Source organism: Paenibacillus ehimensis NBRC 15659, from assembly GCF_004000785.1.
In the GTDB taxonomy this organism is placed as follows: domain Bacteria; phylum Bacillota; class Bacilli; order Paenibacillales; family NBRC-103111; genus Paenibacillus_G; species Paenibacillus_G ehimensis.
In genome coordinates this window covers 1-14,868 of the sequence record NZ_BILX01000113.1, presented here as the reverse complement: position 1 = coordinate 14,868, position 14,868 = coordinate 1, and the positions used below count along the sequence as shown (strand labels likewise).

The 14,868-nt window shown below is 54.3% G+C and carries 18 protein-coding genes; 1 reads left to right on the top strand and 17 read right to left on the bottom strand.

Features of this window, described 5'->3' with window-relative positions:
* Window positions 1-35: 35 nt before the first annotated feature.
* The 4 genes from lysA to PEH01S_RS32310 all read right to left on the bottom strand — a co-directional run bounded on the left by lysA (window position 36) and on the right by PEH01S_RS32310 (window position 4,438).
* Window positions 36-1,370 carry a diaminopimelate decarboxylase gene (gene lysA / locus PEH01S_RS32325; RefSeq protein ID WP_025846470.1) on the bottom strand — a complete coding sequence of 445 codons (1,335 nt, stop codon included), beginning with the start codon at window positions 1,368-1,370 and terminating at the stop codon, window positions 36-38.
* 137 nt (window positions 1,371-1,507) lie between these two features.
* On the bottom strand, window positions 1,508-3,328 hold the full coding sequence (locus PEH01S_RS32320) for a spore germination protein (RefSeq protein ID WP_127490244.1): 1,821 nt from the start codon (window positions 3,326-3,328) through the stop codon (window positions 1,508-1,510).
* 46 nt (window positions 3,329-3,374) lie between these two features.
* Window positions 3,375-3,800 carry a stage V sporulation protein AB gene (locus PEH01S_RS32315; protein WP_025846474.1) on the bottom strand — a complete coding sequence of 142 codons (426 nt, stop codon included), beginning with the start codon at window positions 3,798-3,800 and terminating at the stop codon, window positions 3,375-3,377.
* Complete coding sequence (locus PEH01S_RS32310) at window positions 3,797-4,438, bottom strand: stage V sporulation protein AA (protein ID WP_025846476.1); 642 nt, start codon at window positions 4,436-4,438, stop codon at window positions 3,797-3,799. Before PEH01S_RS32310 ends, PEH01S_RS32315 begins: the two co-directional genes overlap by 4 nt.
* Before the next feature lie 182 nt (window positions 4,439-4,620).
* Between PEH01S_RS32310 and PEH01S_RS32305 the strand changes: the two genes are divergently transcribed.
* Window positions 4,621-4,836, top strand: a complete 216-nt coding sequence (locus PEH01S_RS32305; RefSeq protein WP_025846477.1) for a DUF378 domain-containing protein — start codon at window positions 4,621-4,623, stop codon at window positions 4,834-4,836.
* A gap of 131 nt (window positions 4,837-4,967) precedes the next feature.
* On the opposite strand, the gene sigF is transcribed toward PEH01S_RS32305, so the two are convergent.
* The 13 genes from sigF to PEH01S_RS32240 form a co-directional block, all read right to left on the bottom strand.
* Window positions 4,968-5,723: an RNA polymerase sporulation sigma factor SigF gene (gene sigF, locus PEH01S_RS32300; protein WP_025846479.1), complete on the bottom strand. Its 756-nt coding sequence runs from the start codon at window positions 5,721-5,723 to the stop codon at window positions 4,968-4,970.
* 12 nt (window positions 5,724-5,735) lie between these two features.
* Window positions 5,736-6,182: an anti-sigma F factor gene (gene spoIIAB / locus PEH01S_RS32295; RefSeq protein ID WP_025846481.1), complete on the bottom strand. Its 447-nt coding sequence runs from the start codon at window positions 6,180-6,182 to the stop codon at window positions 5,736-5,738.
* Window positions 6,179-6,532 (bottom strand): anti-sigma F factor antagonist, encoded by a 354-nt coding sequence (gene spoIIAA, locus PEH01S_RS32290; RefSeq protein ID WP_127490243.1) that lies wholly within the window; start codon window positions 6,530-6,532, stop codon window positions 6,179-6,181. The genes spoIIAB and spoIIAA overlap by 4 nt, the downstream gene beginning before the upstream one ends.
* Before the next feature lie 200 nt (window positions 6,533-6,732).
* Complete coding sequence (locus PEH01S_RS32285) at window positions 6,733-7,911, bottom strand: D-alanyl-D-alanine carboxypeptidase family protein (RefSeq protein WP_127490242.1); 1,179 nt, start codon at window positions 7,909-7,911, stop codon at window positions 6,733-6,735.
* A 150-nt stretch (window positions 7,912-8,061) separates the two neighbouring features.
* The gene (locus tag PEH01S_RS32280) at window positions 8,062-8,619 is read right to left on the bottom strand and encodes a YhcN/YlaJ family sporulation lipoprotein (protein ID WP_164828118.1); all 558 of its coding nucleotides are present in this window, start codon (window positions 8,617-8,619) and stop codon (window positions 8,062-8,064) included.
* A 120-nt stretch (window positions 8,620-8,739) separates the two neighbouring features.
* On the bottom strand, window positions 8,740-10,071 hold the full coding sequence (locus PEH01S_RS32275) for a pyrimidine-nucleoside phosphorylase (protein WP_127490240.1): 1,332 nt from the start codon (window positions 10,069-10,071) through the stop codon (window positions 8,740-8,742).
* Window positions 10,072-10,197: 126 nt separating this feature from the next.
* On the bottom strand, window positions 10,198-10,575 hold the full coding sequence (locus tag PEH01S_RS32270; protein ID WP_025846491.1) for a cupredoxin domain-containing protein: 378 nt from the start codon (window positions 10,573-10,575) through the stop codon (window positions 10,198-10,200).
* 214 nt (window positions 10,576-10,789) lie between these two features.
* Complete coding sequence (locus PEH01S_RS32265) at window positions 10,790-11,194, bottom strand: flagellar protein (protein ID WP_127490239.1); 405 nt, start codon at window positions 11,192-11,194, stop codon at window positions 10,790-10,792.
* 373 nt (window positions 11,195-11,567) lie between these two features.
* Window positions 11,568-11,900 (bottom strand): chaperone CsaA, encoded by a 333-nt coding sequence (csaA, locus tag PEH01S_RS32260; protein WP_127490238.1) that lies wholly within the window; start codon window positions 11,898-11,900, stop codon window positions 11,568-11,570.
* Between the two features lie 106 nt (window positions 11,901-12,006).
* Window positions 12,007-12,693, bottom strand: coding sequence for a hypothetical protein (locus PEH01S_RS32255; protein WP_025846497.1), 687 nt, complete (start codon window positions 12,691-12,693; stop codon window positions 12,007-12,009).
* Complete coding sequence (locus PEH01S_RS32250) at window positions 12,690-13,586, bottom strand: ABC transporter ATP-binding protein (protein ID WP_025846499.1); 897 nt, start codon at window positions 13,584-13,586, stop codon at window positions 12,690-12,692. The genes PEH01S_RS32255 and PEH01S_RS32250 overlap by 4 nt, the downstream gene beginning before the upstream one ends.
* The gene (locus tag PEH01S_RS32245; RefSeq protein ID WP_025846501.1) at window positions 13,583-13,951 is read right to left on the bottom strand and encodes a GntR family transcriptional regulator; all 369 of its coding nucleotides are present in this window, start codon (window positions 13,949-13,951) and stop codon (window positions 13,583-13,585) included. Before PEH01S_RS32245 ends, PEH01S_RS32250 begins: the two co-directional genes overlap by 4 nt.
* Window positions 13,952-14,086: 135 nt before the next feature.
* A complete protein-coding gene (locus tag PEH01S_RS32240; protein ID WP_025846503.1) occupies window positions 14,087-14,632 on the bottom strand; it encodes a glutathione peroxidase in 546 nt (181 codons plus the stop codon).
* Window positions 14,633-14,868 lie beyond the last annotated feature (236 nt).

Sequence of the window (14,868 nt, the reverse complement as noted above, 5' to 3'; positions counted from 1 at the left end):
GCCGGTCCCAAGGACCGGACGTTTCTCTCGCTTGGTTATAGCGTCTTGGCCGTCACTTGCCGCATCCGTTCGGGTACGACGTCGTTGCCGAGCATATGCTCGAACGATTCGCGCTTTACCACGATATCGGCCTCGCCGTCCTTCACGAAAACGACGGCCGGGCGGCGGATGCGGTTATAGTTGCTCGACATTGCGTAGTTGTACGCACCGGTGCAGGCTACAGCCAGCAAATCGCCCGTGCGAGCCTGCGGCAAACTTACGTCCCAAATGAGCATGTCGCCGCTCTCGCAGCACTTCCCCGCGATGGATACGACCTCTTCGTTCGCTTCGCAAGCCCGATTCGCGAGCATGGCCTCATACTGGGCTTCGTACAGCGCCGGACGCGGATTGTCCGTCATCCCGCCGTCGACGGCTACGTATTTGCGCACGCCGGGAATATCCTTGTACGTGCCGATGGTGTACAGCGTCGTTCCTGCGTCTCCGACGATACTGCGTCCCGGCTCTGTCCAAATCTCGGGCAGCGGATAGCCATTTTCGCCGAATTTCGTCTGGATCGCTTCGGCGATCGAATTCACGTACTCGGCGACAGGCAGCGGCGAATCGCCTTCCACATAACGGATGCCGAAGCCCCCGCCCAGATTGATAACGGGAAACGTCAGACCCAGCTTTTCCCGGATATGGACTGCGAAATCGGCTACTTTATCGACCGCAAGCCGGAAGCCGCCGACCTCGAAAATTTGCGAGCCGATGTGCGAATGAACGCCGAGCAGCTCGATATTCGGCAGCTCCGACGCTTCCTTGACTGCCTGCTCGGCCGCGCCGTTGGCGAGATCAAAGCCGAACTTCGAATCCGTCTGGCCCGTCGATATATATTCATGCGTATGCGCATCCACCCCTGGGGTGATGCGCAGCAGAACATTTACTTTTTGCCTTTTCTCTCCCGCGATGGCGTTGAGCATGTGCAGCTCCACGAAGTTATCCACGACGAAGCAGCCGATCTTGGCGTTAACCGCCATCTCAAGCTCCTGCGGCGTCTTGTTATTGCCGTGGAAATGAATACGCTCAGCCGGAAAACCGGCTTCCAGTGCGGTATATAATTCGCCGTCCGATACGACGTCCAGCGACATGCCTTCTTCCTCCACAATACGACACATAGCCATAACGCAGAACGCTTTGCTGGCATATGCTACCTGAAACCGGAGGCCTGTAGCGCGAAAAGCTTGCACAAATTCGCGGCAGCGCTGGCGGATCAATTGTTCGTCCATAACATACAGCGGTGTTCCGTAGCGCTCGGCTAAATCAACGGTGTCGCAGCCGCCGATTTCCAGATGTCCCCTGTCGTTAATCTTGCTGGTGCCGTGTAGATACATCTTGTTCGACTCCTTCTCCCCATGAAAAGACATTACTTTTAAAGTACCACAGACAAGCAGCAAAACACAATATGCAAAACACCCCTCCGAAGCCGGGCTTCGAAGGGGCGCGAGGATGCAGCTTTATGTCCGGTATGTCAGCGCTGCGGCTGCCGGGTGCGGTCCGTCGGCCTGGTCAGACTCAGCCGCGTTTTCATGGAAATAAACGGAGGCCTTACCAAAATATGTAGAGCCGCTTTCATATTGAACGGGATAAACGGCCACAAATAAGGCGTATTGTACGAGCGCTGCAGCGCCAGCATAAGCAGCAGCAAGGTGGAGCCGACCACCAATCCCGGTACTTTAAAAACCGCGGTAGCCACAAGCAGCACAAGCCTGGAAAGCCGGTTTGCCAAACTGAGCTCGTAGCTTGGAGTCGCAAACGTACCGACTGAGGCAACCGACAAGTACAGGATGATTTCGTTCGTAAATAACCCCGCCTTGACGGCTACATCTCCTACCAAGATCGCCGCCACCAAGCCCATCGCGATCGCGAGCGGCGAAGGCGTATGGACGGCGGCCATCCGCATCAGATCGATGCCGAGCTCCGCGATCAGAAACTGGCCCAGCAGCGGAATTCTCCCCGGCTTCTGGGGCCCCAGAAAATCGAGCCCCGCCGGCTTCAGCTCGGGCGAGGTCACGAAGAGAAACCACAGCGGAAGCAGGAAAATCGAGGCGGCGATGCCGATAAACCGCACCCAACGCAGGTACGTGCCGACAATCGGCGTCTGGCGGTACTCCTCGGCATGCTGCACATGATGAAAGAACGTCGTCGGCAGAATCATGACCGAGGGTGAAGTATCGACAAAGACGATCACATGGCCTTCCATCAGATGAGCGGCCACCACGTCCGGGCGCTCGGAATAGCGGACGGACGGATACGGGTTCCAGCCTTTGCCGATAATCGCTTCCTCCAGCTGCTTCTCGGCAAGCGGCAGTCCGTCGACCTCGACCTGCTTGATCTTGTCGCGGATCGACTCCACCAGTTTCATATCGCAAATATCTTGAATATAACCTATGCAAATGTCGGTCTGCGTCCGTTTGCCCACCTGCGTAATCTCCAGCTTCAGCCGCGGATCCCGCACTCTTCGGCGTACCAAGGTCACATTGGTAAGCAGCGTCTCGACAAAGCCGTCGCGGGAGCCCCGTACGACGCGTTCGAGCTCGGGCTCTTCGGTTGTGCGGGCCGGAAAGCTCTTGGCATCGACCAGAACGGCTTCGCATTGGCCCTCGAAGAAAAAGGCCGTGCCGCCCATCGCCACATTATCGATCGCTTCCTTAATCTTGGAGGTCCGTTTCACCTGCATGTGAGGAATCAGCGCCTCTTCGAACAAGCCGATCATATTGCGGCGCCCGCTTTCCTCCTGGCGTTCGGAAGGCTCCTCCGCGCGGTCCGTTCGCCAGTTCCGGTACGGTCTCCGGTGCTCCTCCGCGGGTCTTCTGTGTTCCGCTTCTCTATGCACCTGATCGGCATAAGAAAGCCGTTCCAGAATTTCGGTCAGCACTAAATCTTTAACGAACCCGTTAAAGTAGAAAATCCCTGTTTTCTGCCCGCCGAACACCATTTCGCGAAAGATGACATCGAAGCTTTTGTTCAAGCCTACGCGCTCTTCCAACTGCCGCTTGAGACGGTCGAAATCCGCAGAAATTTCCGGACTCTCCTTGAGCTCCCGCTCCTCCGCGGTCAATTGCGTCTCCTGACGCATCTTCCGCGACATTCCCGTTGCCGAATCGCCCGATGGAGAATGGTGCTCCCTCCGGCCTTCCGCAGATGCCTCCTCCGGTTCGTCCGCCTTCAGGCTGCCGATAATATTGCCTTCCTCATCGACGATCAGCTTGTCTTCCTCCGGCGGCTTGAAGCTGCGGAGCTTTTTCGGTTTCCCGCCTATCAATTTCGCGCGTTTGGTTTGCTTGTTCACCACTTCACCCCCCAGTGAATTATGTTGCGGCGCAGGCTTCGGACCCTTATTGCACTAACCCGAGCCAGTCGATCAGCGAGCCAAGCATTTTCCCGAAAATCATCGCCATCAGCAGCCAGATCATATACTCTTCCATCCGGATTCTTTTGGCCAAAATCGGCAGCACATTGATGACCTCGGTCAGCGCTGCCGCCAGCATGCCGACAAAGCAGCCGGCTAATAGGCCGAACAGCGAGGCGGACAACGGAAACAGCCGGAAGCTCCATTGAAACAAATCCGTCACCGTAAAAAAAACCGCACCCATCACGACTGCACCTTCGTATAAGCGGATCGACCGGTACGATCTGCTGATTTGCGCCAGCCTCGGTATGATATCCAGCACCACCAGAAAAGCAACCATGCCGCTGCCAACCGCAAGGCCTCCGGCCAAGCCGACAAAAGCAAGCAGAAGCCCGCTCAGCAGTCCGGTCAAGGCGGCGGCTCCCGGTCCGGCGAGCGATTGATTTTTGCGTATTCCTCGGCAATGACATATTGATTGACATTTTCCTGGTACATGAACATTTCCACCTCCAACGGGCTCGGTTCCTCGTTGAACTTTTTCTTGAACAGGTGATTGAAAAAGACGATCATCCCGATGCCGATGCCAAACGAATAAGGAATTTGCAGCAGCAGCGGACGCTCGGTCTGTTTGCCGGTGAGCAGCTTGTAGATGCTTCGGTGGACTTCGGCCATGCTGACATCGGCGTGAAAGTTCATGATGGCCAGACCCGAGCCGATAAAAAGCAGCAGCCACACCAAAACGATGAGGAATAGGCTGGGCGGCCGCGATTTCCCGGAAATTTCAACCAGCGCGTGCGGGTCGCCGAAATGCTCAATGTTCATGAATGGAAACCGCTCTTTGACTTTGCGCACGACCAGCATCATATCGATAAGCAGCAGGCTGCCGTCATGCTCCTCGGGGCGGTACAATTCCAGCTCGCGCAGCTCCGCCTCGTACTCGGGCTCCGTCAGAAAGACGGCAATGTGCCCGAGCCGAATCGGATCGCCGCGGCTGACCCGCATCCGTTTGCGCAATCGGATGTACAGGGACGGAGCGGAAGCACGGTCCATCTCCGAATCCTCCCTTACCATGCATTTAACGGTAGTATGAATAATTGCGCATGGCGGTAAACGTCCATGACTTTGGCAAAAATTTCACTGGGGGCCGAAGCATAAAGGAAAGAGGCTTGACAAACAGTAAGGGCAAGAACAGAAAATCACCCAAACTTTGCTTAAAGGAAGGTGCCGAGCATATGAGAAGAACGGCTTTAACGCTCGTGATTATCGGAGCTTTAAACTGGCTGCTTGTGGGGTTATTCGAATGGGATTTGGTCACGGCTCTCTTCGGGGGCGACGCGCATCGCGAATCTTCGGGCTTCAGCCGAATCATCTATACGCTGGTCGGTTTGGCGGGGCTGTACTGCATCGCCTTGCTGTTCCGCGACGAAGACAGAGCCCGGGCCCGTTAGCGGCAAGCCGTCCTCAAGAACGCGCCAAGAGGACGAGGCCGTTCGCTCGTTCTCTTTTTAGGTCAAAATAAGAAAAGCTCCCCGCCGGTTCCCTCAGGAGGAACCTCGAAGAGCTTAGGCTGGCAGTGAATTTATTGGGCAATCTGATCCTTGATCGACTGCAAAATCTTTTTCTCGAGCCGCGAGACCTGCACCTGGGAAATCCCAAGCCTGCTGGCCACCTCGGACTGCGTTTGATCCCGGAAATAACGGAGATATACGATCAAGCGTTCCCGTTCGTTCAGCGCACCGATCGCCTCATTGAGCGCCAGCTTGTCGAACCACTTGTCTCCGCCCTCGTCTGCGATCTGATCCATCAAGGTGATCGGATCGCCATCGTTTTCAAAAACGGTTTCATGGATCGAGGACAAAGGCTTGTTCGCTTCTTGGGCGAATACGACCTCCTCCGGCGTGATTTGAAGCTCCTCCGCCACTTCCTTGATCGTCGGCAGCCGGCCGTTCCGTTTCGAAAGCTCGTCCTTCGTCTTGCGGATTTTGTTGGCCAGCTCCTTGAGCGAACGGCTGACCTTCAGCGTTCCGTCGTCGCGCAGAAAACGCTGGATCTCCCCGATGATCATCGGTACCGCATACGTTGAAAACTTCACATCATACGACAAGTCAAACTTATCCACCGACTTGAGCAGTCCGATGCAGCCGATCTGAAACAAGTCCTCGGCCTCGTAGCCCCGGTTGAGAAACCGCTGCACGACCGACCAGACCAGACGGATGTTGCATTGCACCAGCGTATCTCTGGCCACGGTGTCGCCGGACTGGCTGAGCGCGATCAATCGTTTGACTTCGCTATCGTCCAAATAGCTGTGTGAGGCGTGCTTCAAATCTACATCCATGAGATCAGACCCCTAATTGAAAAGAGCTTTTTTCGATTCGATTCGCTTCTTCATTCTAATCGTGGTGCCTGTGCCTAAGGCTGTCGTCACTTCGATCGCATCCATGAAATTTTCCATGATCGTGAAGCCCATCCCGGACCGTTCCAGCTCCGGCTTCGACGTATACAGCGGCTGCTTGGCCAGATCCAGATCCTCGATACCAGCGCCTTCGTCCGTCACGGTAATAAAAACCGTGTCCCCCTCGAGCTCGGCTGTAATCGTTACAATCCCGTCCGGGCGATTGTCGTAGCCGTGAATGATAGAGTTCGTCACCGCTTCGGATACGACCGTCTTGATATCCGTCAGCTCATCCAGCGTCGGGTCCAGCTGCGATACGAAAGCGGCGACGGTTACACGGGCGAACGATTCGTTCTCGGAGCGGCTCGCAAACTTCAGCGTCATAAAGTTTCGTTCACTCATAGGGCGACCTCCAGACTTTGCAGCGCTTTTCTTTCGTCATCCTGAATCGACAAGATTTTGAACAGCCCGGACATTTCAAGAAGCCGGTACACGGCGGGATTCAGGTCGCAGACGACCATTTTGCCGCCGCGCGCCGTAATCTGCTTATAGCGGCCCAGAATGACGCCAAGGCCTGAGCTATCCATGAAGGTCAGCTCCTTGAAGCTCATAATGATGTGGTTGACGTTTCCGCGCATAACCGCCTCTTCCATCCGCGTTTTGACCGTGTCCGCCGTATGATGGTCCAGCTCTCCCTGAAGCCTGACGATCAGCGTTTGGCGGTAATGTTCGAGTTCGATTTGCAGACTCAAGCTGCTCACTCCTTCCCGTTCATGCACACTCATTTCTACGTGAAGGAATCCTTTTCCTGCCCCCCGACAAAACTAGAAGAAATGCGCTATAACTAGAACAAAAGCGACAGAAAGCGCAGCGGAATAGCACAAAATCCCCGCGGCGGCGTAAGCTTTATCTGCGGGGATCATGCTGTGTATGTCCGACTGGCGGCTGTTTGTCAATCCAAGAAAAACATCCGCTTCGCCGTTCGTTTCGTCAAGGTCCACCAACCGGCTTTTTTCACATTCACGGGCGATTCCAGCGCGAATTCGGTCAGTACCTGATCGCCTTTGTAGACGACGATTTTACCGATCGGCTCTCCGGCGGCAACCGGTGCTTTCAAATCCGTCCGCAGCTGGACTTCGTGGCGGATGCCGTCGGCGGCTTCTCCTTTTTTGAGCAAGACGCTGTACGGATGTGTGGCCGTGAGCGGAACGACCGGTACCTCGCCTTTGCCGATTCTCACTTCGCCAAGCGAATCTCCGGTCTTATAGATCGGAAGATTCGTATATTGCGAGAACGCATAATCGAACATTCGCGTGACTTCCGCGTTGCGCGTCTTGGTATCCGGCTCGCCCATGACCACGGAGATGACGCGCAGGTTGTCGCGCTTTGCCGTTGCCGACAGACAAAATTTCGCTTCACTCGTGTAGCCGGTTTTCAAGCCGTCTGCCCCCGAATAAAAGCGCACCAGCTTGTTCGTATTGACGAGCCAAAAAGGCTTGGGCGTATCCTTGCGCAAATAGTCTTGGTATAAACCGGTATACTGGGTAATTTCCTCGTGCTTGAGCAGCTCTCTGGACATCAGTGCAATGTCATAGGCGGAAGAGACGTGATTTTCGGCAGGCAATCCGTTGGCATTGGCAAAATGGGTATTTTTCATTCCCAGCTGCGCGGCACGCTCGTTCATCATTCGAACGAATGCTTCTTCCGTACCTGCAATTTTCTCCGCCATCGCCACCGATGCGTCGTTGCCGGAGGCCAAAGCGATGCCTTTCAGCATCTCGCGTACCGTCATTTCCTCGCCGGCTTCCAGAAAAATCTGCGAGCCGCCCATGGAAGCGGCGTATTCGCTTGTCCGCACCTTCTCGTCCAGCTTGATTTTTCCTTGGTCCAGCGCTTCCATAATCAACAGCATCGTCATAATTTTCGTGATGCTGGCCGGGGGAAGCTTGGCATCTTTGTTTTTCTCGTAAATGATCGTACCGGAATCCGCATCCATGATAACGGAAGATACGGCATTCGGAGCCAGCTCAATGGGCTGGGCCTTTTTCGCTTCTTCCGCCATAGCGGGCGGCAGCGCGACCAGCAGCAGAAGCTGGGCACAGATCGACCATTTGATCACTTTGCTGAACATAACCCTATTCTCCCCTCCTGTCGGAGCTCGATTGTAGGTACTGGTAGTCAGTGTTGACGAATCCGCAGAAAAATATTCCAAAACAGGAAAACAAACTGCCGGGAAGCTGGCGCGATCCCCGGCTTGTATCGGGAGCTGGAGGATGCGGCTCTAACGCGCGGTAGGGAACACACGGCGTACCAAATCCGCAAACCCTTGTACGAATCCGGCGACCGGACGTCCGGCCCGCACATCCTCTATATACGTATTGACGCGACCGACAAAGTCCGGATTGACGGATACATAGACGTTCTGAATGTTCGCGTCCGTTGCCCGGACTTTCTCGGCGATGCGATTCTCGACGTCCTGCGTCAGCGTCTGGTTGTTTTTCAGCATAGACGCCACATAAGCGGTACGGTCGGTTACAAGCACATTCGCGGTCTGTACCTCCGGCACCTCGGAAACGATTTTGCTCGCTGCCGTATCCGCGATATTGATTCGCCTGTCGTTATTTTGAAACGGCTGTGTCCCCTGATTCGTTCCCTGCTGCGCATGATGGGTCTGCTGCTGAGTTTGGGCGGTTTGCTGCTGGGTTTGAGTGGTTTGCTGCTGGGTCTGGGCGGTTTGCTGTTGCATGCGCGCCTGCTGCCTGTTCGTGCAGCCGGCGGCCAGGACGGCGACGCAGCCAAGCACGACCGAGGCGCGGACCCATACATTAACGTGATTCATCGTTGTTTCAGCCTCCCTGTGGGTGATATTCGTATTTAGTATGCTTACTCCCATCGTTTGGCATGCACGCAAAGAAGCCCGGGACAAACATCCCGGGCTTCCTGCATCGATCATTAGCTGCTACAGCTTACGAATGCCGTTCTTCGTAACGACGGCATAAATCAATTTCAATTTTTCGGCACGCGCCGAAGCGATTGTGAAAGCAGCGGCCGTCCGCCGCATCATTTCGGCCGTTTCCGCCGAATCCTCGCGGTTGATGTACAGCTCGGCAAGCGGCTCGCCCTTCTTCACCGGATCACCGACCCGCTTGAACAGCTTGATGCCGACGGCCAGATCGATCTTGTCTTCTTTAGTCGCACGGCCCGCTCCAAGCAGCATCGCGGTAATCCCTAGCGCTTCCGCATCAATCGCAGCTACGTACCCTTCTTCCGGAGCGGGTACGTCCACACGGCGGGCGGCTTGCGGAAGCCGGGAGGGATCTTCGGTTACACGGGCGTCGCCTCCTTGCGCGGCAATGAACTGCTTCAGCTTCGCGAGCGCCTCGCCATTTTCAAGCAAGCGGGTGACGAGCTCCTTCGCTTCGGCCTCGCTGTCCGCTTTGCCCCCAAGGCGCACCATATGCGCCGCCAATTCCAGACAAAGCTCCGTCAGCTCGGCCGGTCCCCGGCCGCTGAGCGTATCGATCGCTTCCAGCACCTCAAGCGAGTTGCCGATGGAAGGACCGAGAGGCTCGTCCATGTTGGTAATCACCGCAACCGTCTCCCGGCCAACCTCCGTCCCGATATCGACCATCGCTTGCGCCAGCTTGATCGAATCGTCCAGCGATTTCATAAACGCGCCGCGGCCGGTCTTCACGTCGAGGACAATGGCGTCCGCGCCGGAAGCGATTTTTTTGCTCATGATGGAGCTCGCAATCAAGGGAATCGATTCCACCGTCCCCGTCACGTCCCGCAAGCCGTACAGCTTCTTGTCGGCCGGTGTCAGGTTCCCGGTTTGACCGACTACCGCGAGCCCGATCTCCCGCACCTGCGCCAAAAACTGCTCCGTGGTCCGCTCGACGGCAAACCCCGGTATCGCCTCCAGCTTATCGATCGTCCCGCCCGTATGGCCGAGACCGCGGCCGGACATTTTCGCCACAGGGATGCCGGCCGCCGCAACCAACGGCCCTACGATGAGCGTCGTCGTATCTCCAACACCGCCTGTGCTGTGCTTATCGACCTTGATGCCGGGAATGGAGCTTAGATCGACCTGGTCTCCCGAACGCGCCATCGCCAGCGTTAAATCCGCCGTTTCCCGCGCGGACATACCGTTAAAATAGACCGCCATCGCCCAAGCGGACATTTGGTAATCCGGAATTTCGCCTCTCGTATAGCCTTCGATTAAAAAGGCGATTTCTTCAGAAGACAGCTCCTTGCCATCCCGCTTGCTATGTATGATATCGACCGTTCTCATCCGGGTCAACTCCCCTGTCACGTAGTCTTCCCCCGTATTATATTCCCTCCGCGGCAAAAAGAAAAGAAAGCCCCGGGAGACGGCTCCGAGACTTCCTTGGCACATAGGTTAAACGATATATTGCGATTAGGATACGACGATCTTGGTTTTCATCTCCGCATGTCCCGGACCGCAAGGCAGCGTGCAGTGCACTTCATACGTACCCGGTTTGTCGAAGGTCACTTCCATCGACTTGTTGTTGTTGTCCAGCTTCACGTTCGTACCTACGATCTCAAGCGCATGAAGCCCTTCCTTGTTCAACAAAGACACGGTCATCTTCTCGCCGGCTTTCGCCGTGTATTCCGGCTTATCGAACTGATAGTTCGTCGCTACGAATTTAATCGAAGGACCCGCCGATTCCTCTTTTGCCATTTCCGCTTGTCGGGCGGAGATGTTCTGGAATAAAACGCCCGCGCCAAGGAGACAGGCGACGATGAACAGTGAAAACATAGCCCACTTTTGCATAGATAATCCCCCCCTTACTGTTTGGCCGTAAAGACGTATAGTCTTATTGTACAAAATACGAGCGACTTTACACATGCCCTTTCATGCCATTCCCGTGAAAAATTTGTGAACAAATTTAGATGTGCACGTTACGGAAATCACTCTTGGCATGGGATCATGCTTAAGCCGACGCGCGCAAACCACTCGGCCAAACGGCATAAAGTAGCACTTGATTTCAACGGCTGAGCCGATCTCGAATTTGGAAGCCGACGCCCCGCTCTTTCCGCTTTGCTTCCTGCTGGTTCATCTTATGAATATCGTTCACGATCCGAATCCGGCACGAATTGCATAAGTGATGCTGTTTGATAGGCGAGCCGCAGCTATTGCACGGATACGTCAATCCGGGGTAATAGGCGACCGGCAGCCGGTTCGATACGATGAATTCGGCGATACGCTTGGCGGAGACCCCCGTAGCCCTGCTCAGCTCTTCGGTCGTCGCCTTCCGGTTGCCGCGCAAATAAGCTTCACAGCGGTCGAAATCGTCGTGAACCTGATCGATACAATCCTGACACAGATTGCGTAAATTTTTTTGAAATACTTGTCCGCAGTTCGGGCAGTTAGCTACTTTCAGCATCGTCATGGCGGCACGCCCCTCTTTTTCCTACTTCCGCATCGGTTCGATATGGTTCTAACGAATCATCTAAAGTAGTCCTATGTGCCCAATTGTAGCACAGTTGCTTCGGTCCGAACAGAGGGATACTTCAACTTTTTTGGTATTCCGCCCCTAAAGTCAGTCTGAATAACCACATCCCGGCTTGTCATACTATAAAGGACCCATTCATTCGAGAAGCAAAGGACAGGAGGTGCCGCACATGTCCGGCAAGCAGCAAGGCCACGGGAATCAGAACACGACAACCCGCACCGGCGACCAAAGCTCGAAGAAATCCAAATAACAAGCCGCGTACAAAAAAAAGTACTCCTGCTTCCGAGGAAGATGGAGTACTTTTGCAACGTTATGCGATCGGCGTCCCGTTCGGAGCCTTCTGGTCCGGGGCCAGCAAAATAACGTCCCCTTGCTCCGGCACTCCGCCGAGAACCAGCACCTCGGATACGTATCCGGCAATGCGTCTGGGCGGAAAATTAACAACCGCTACAACCTGTCTGCCGATAAGATCGTCCGGCACGTACCGCTTCGTGATCTGCGCGCTGGAGCGCTTGATCCCAAACTCTCCGAAATCGATCTGCAGCTTAATGGCCGGAACCCGCGCTTCCGGGAAAGGCTCGGCGGCCATCACCGTTCCGATCCGCAGGTCCAGCTTATGAAAATCGTCGATCGTCGCTTCCATCCGTGTCCTCCCAAAGGTATGCATCCTTTAATAACCATGATAGCGCAGAGCAGAAGGACAAGCAACGAACCGTTTCGTTATAACGTTATTTTCCCTTGCGGCTTCGTCATACAGCGGCCTTGCGAAGCATGGAATACGACGCAAGCGCATAGACGATCAGTAGCGCAAACAACCAGCCTGCCCATTCGGACACCGATTTGCCCGCGATCCATTGAAACAGGCCCCCCCACCATTGGTAATAGCTTGCCAAAACGACGAGGACGCTGACAACCGCGAAGACGGCCCCCGATAATACCATCATGCCAAACCAACCATACCGCCGCTGGACGCACGAAATGACGAACCCAAGAAAGAACAGATGCAGCATTAACACGAAATTTCTCGCTATTTGCCCAAGCACCGTACCGTCGCTCCAATAAGGCATACGGAAAAAGTGGAGACCCACTCCCCAGCCGCCGCTCCAGCCTTCAAGCAGGGAGAGAAGCAGCAGCAGGATGGCCGTACTCATGCTGACCAAAGCGGCGTTCATGGCCGTACCGGCAAAATAATCTTTTCTCCGGACACCCAAGCCAAGCGCAAAGACGAACGTTTGCGGCAGAGCAATGATCCCGATCACCAGCATGTATACGTAAAGAGAAGTGATGCCGCCGGAATACATTCCGTCCTTCGCGCCGATGGAAAATCTGATGATAACATGGATGACGAGGTTGACTAAAGTAATAATCCAAGGCATGTAGATCCAGGAAAGCTTATCTCTCAAATGCATTTTCGTTACGCTCGCAATGCGGTTCATAGAGCAATTCCCGCCTTTCTATCCGAGGTATGCTTTGTCAAATGGACGACCAACTGCTGTAAGGAAACGGGGGAAAATTCGAGTCCGAGCGCTTCCCCTTCCTTCCGGTCTTTATCGCTCAGCTCATCCATCACCGTTGCCGACATCAGTCCGCCGAATCCTTCCTGGTGGATGATCTCCCGGGCCCGGATGAATTTTTCGACGTTATGAGCCGTCCCTATGACCGTAAACGCCCGCCCCCGAAGCGCTTCGGTATCCTCGTTCAGGATCAGCTTGCCGCGATCGATCACAATCACATACTCCAGAATCCGGCTGACTTCATCGATCAAATGCGTCGACAATACGACGGTTCGCGGATGGGCCGAGTAATCCTCGAGCAGCTTTTCGTAGAACAAGCCTCTGGCCACCGCATCGAGGCCCAAGTACGGCTCGTCGAATATCGTAAGCGGCGCCCGGCTGGCAAGACCGACAACAATTCCTGCGGCAGACAGCATGCCTCGGGACAGCTTTTTCATTTTCCGCTTCAGCGGGAGCCCGAACGTCTCGATCAGCTCGTAAGCGTACTCCCGGTCCCACTGCGGAAACAACGATTCCGCCACCTCCAACACATCGACGACTTGAAAACTGTCGGGGTACTTCTGACTTTCTTTAATAAAGCACATTTTGCTGAGTGCGCTATTGTTCTCATACGGATTTTCACCGAAAACTTCAATGTCTCCGCTGGTAGGGAAAATTTGAGCCGTAATCATATGCATGACCGTCGTCTTGCCCGCTCCGTTTCTCCCGAGAAGCCCGTAAATTTTGTTCGGCTGTATGGCAAAGCTGATATCGTCCACCGCCATAACGTTCCCGTACGACTTCGTCAGCCGGTTCACTTCGACTATCGGATTCATTTGCCCTCGTCCCCTCTCCGAATCATATCCATCAGCTGCTCCGATGTAATCCCAAGCTTCTCGGCTTCCCGGATCATCGTCACCACATATTGCTCAAAAAACTGCTCTCTCCGCTTCTCCATCAATTGCGCGCGTGCCCCGGCCGCTACAAACATGCCTATCCCCCGCTTCTTGTACAAAATTCCTTGGTCCACCAACAGATTGACTCCCTTGGCCGCCGTCGCCGGGTTGATCTGATAAAATGCCGCGAATTGGTTCGTCGAAGGAACCTGCGATTCTTCAGGCATTCCGCCTTCGATGATGTCATTTTCAATCCGTTCGGCGATCTGAACAAAAATCGGCCGGCTGTCGTCTATTAGGGTCATTTGCTCACCACCAAACTGGTTAATTACTCATGTAACTAACTATATATCCAAACAACGGCTTTGTCAATCGTATTCGAGCGGAGAATATAAAAAACCCCGAAAGCCTTAAGGCCCTCAGGGATTTTGCGGTGTCCGTTATAGTAAAGCTTCGACTGCCGGTTCGATATCGAGCGGGTCGACCGTCGATTCAAACCGCTTAACGACCTTGCCTTCGCGATTGACGAGAAACTTCGTGAAGTTCCATTTAATGTCGTCGCCTTCCAGCAGCTCAGGCTGCTTCTCCTGCAGAAACGCGCTCAGCCTTTGGCCGGCCGGCTGGTTTTGATCAAACCCCTCGAACGGGGCTTGTTCCGTGACATAAGCAAAAAGCGGATGCTTCTCCGAACCACGTACGTCCACTTTCTCAAACAATGGAAACGAAACCCCATAGTTCAACTGGCAAAAGGTATGGACGTCTTCGCTGCTCCCCGGCTCCTGCTCTCCGAATTGATTGCATGGGAAGCCAAGAATGACAAGTCCTTGGTCCCGGTATTTTTCGTACAGCTTTTGCAGATCGGCATACTGCGAGGTGAAGCCGCATTTACTTGCCGTATTGACGATCAGCACCACCTTGCCCTCATATTGCTCCAGACCGACTTCTTGACCTCGAATATTGTTCGCTTTGAATGAGTAAATAGACATGATAATTCCTCCATTATCGTTTGATGATCTACGTAAAGCGGATTTGCTGCAAATTAGATAATTCGCAATTAAATTGTGTACAATTTAATTGTTTAAAATTTAACATATCGTACTCCACGCTGTCAAGCATTTTTCGTATGGTCTGCCAAACCGGAACAAAAAAACCGCTTCCCTCTAAAATCGGAACTGACCCCCGTTTGTGAGACAGGGATCAAAAACACCTTGCAAGTTAAGCA

Coding starts and splice junctions, on each gene's coding strand:
- PEH01S_RS32265 (WP_127490239.1), bottom strand. CDS start 11,194: ATGACGATGCTGAAAGTAGCTAACTGCCCGAACTGCGGACAAGTATTT.
- PEH01S_RS32255 (WP_025846497.1), bottom strand. CDS start 12,693: ATGAACCGCATTGCGAGCGTAACGAAAATGCATTTGAGAGATAAGCTT.
- PEH01S_RS32280 (WP_164828118.1), bottom strand. CDS start 8,619: ATGAATCACGTTAATGTATGGGTCCGCGCCTCGGTCGTGCTTGGCTGC.
- PEH01S_RS32270 (WP_025846491.1), bottom strand. CDS start 10,575: ATGCAAAAGTGGGCTATGTTTTCACTGTTCATCGTCGCCTGTCTCCTT.
- PEH01S_RS32245 (WP_025846501.1), bottom strand. CDS start 13,951: ATGACCCTAATAGACGACAGCCGGCCGATTTTTGTTCAGATCGCCGAA.
- PEH01S_RS32310 (WP_025846476.1), bottom strand. CDS start 4,438: ATGGACCGTGCTTCCGCTCCGTCCCTGTACATCCGATTGCGCAAACGG.
- sigF (WP_025846479.1), bottom strand. CDS start 5,723: ATGGATGTAGATTTGAAGCACGCCTCACACAGCTATTTGGACGATAGC.
- PEH01S_RS32240 (WP_025846503.1), bottom strand. CDS start 14,632: ATGTCTATTTACTCATTCAAAGCGAACAATATTCGAGGTCAAGAAGTC.
- PEH01S_RS32285 (WP_127490242.1), bottom strand. CDS start 7,911: ATGTTCAGCAAAGTGATCAAATGGTCGATCTGTGCCCAGCTTCTGCTG.
- csaA (WP_127490238.1), bottom strand. CDS start 11,900: ATGGAAGCGACGATCGACGATTTTCATAAGCTGGACCTGCGGATCGGA.
- PEH01S_RS32250 (WP_025846499.1), bottom strand. CDS start 13,586: ATGAATCCGATAGTCGAAGTGAACCGGCTGACGAAGTCGTACGGGAAC.
- lysA (WP_025846470.1), bottom strand. CDS start 1,370: ATGTATCTACACGGCACCAGCAAGATTAACGACAGGGGACATCTGGAA.
- spoIIAB (WP_025846481.1), bottom strand. CDS start 6,182: ATGAGTGAACGAAACTTTATGACGCTGAAGTTTGCGAGCCGCTCCGAG.
- PEH01S_RS32305 (WP_025846477.1), top strand. CDS start 4,621: ATGAGAAGAACGGCTTTAACGCTCGTGATTATCGGAGCTTTAAACTGG.
- PEH01S_RS32275 (WP_127490240.1), bottom strand. CDS start 10,071: ATGAGAACGGTCGATATCATACATAGCAAGCGGGATGGCAAGGAGCTG.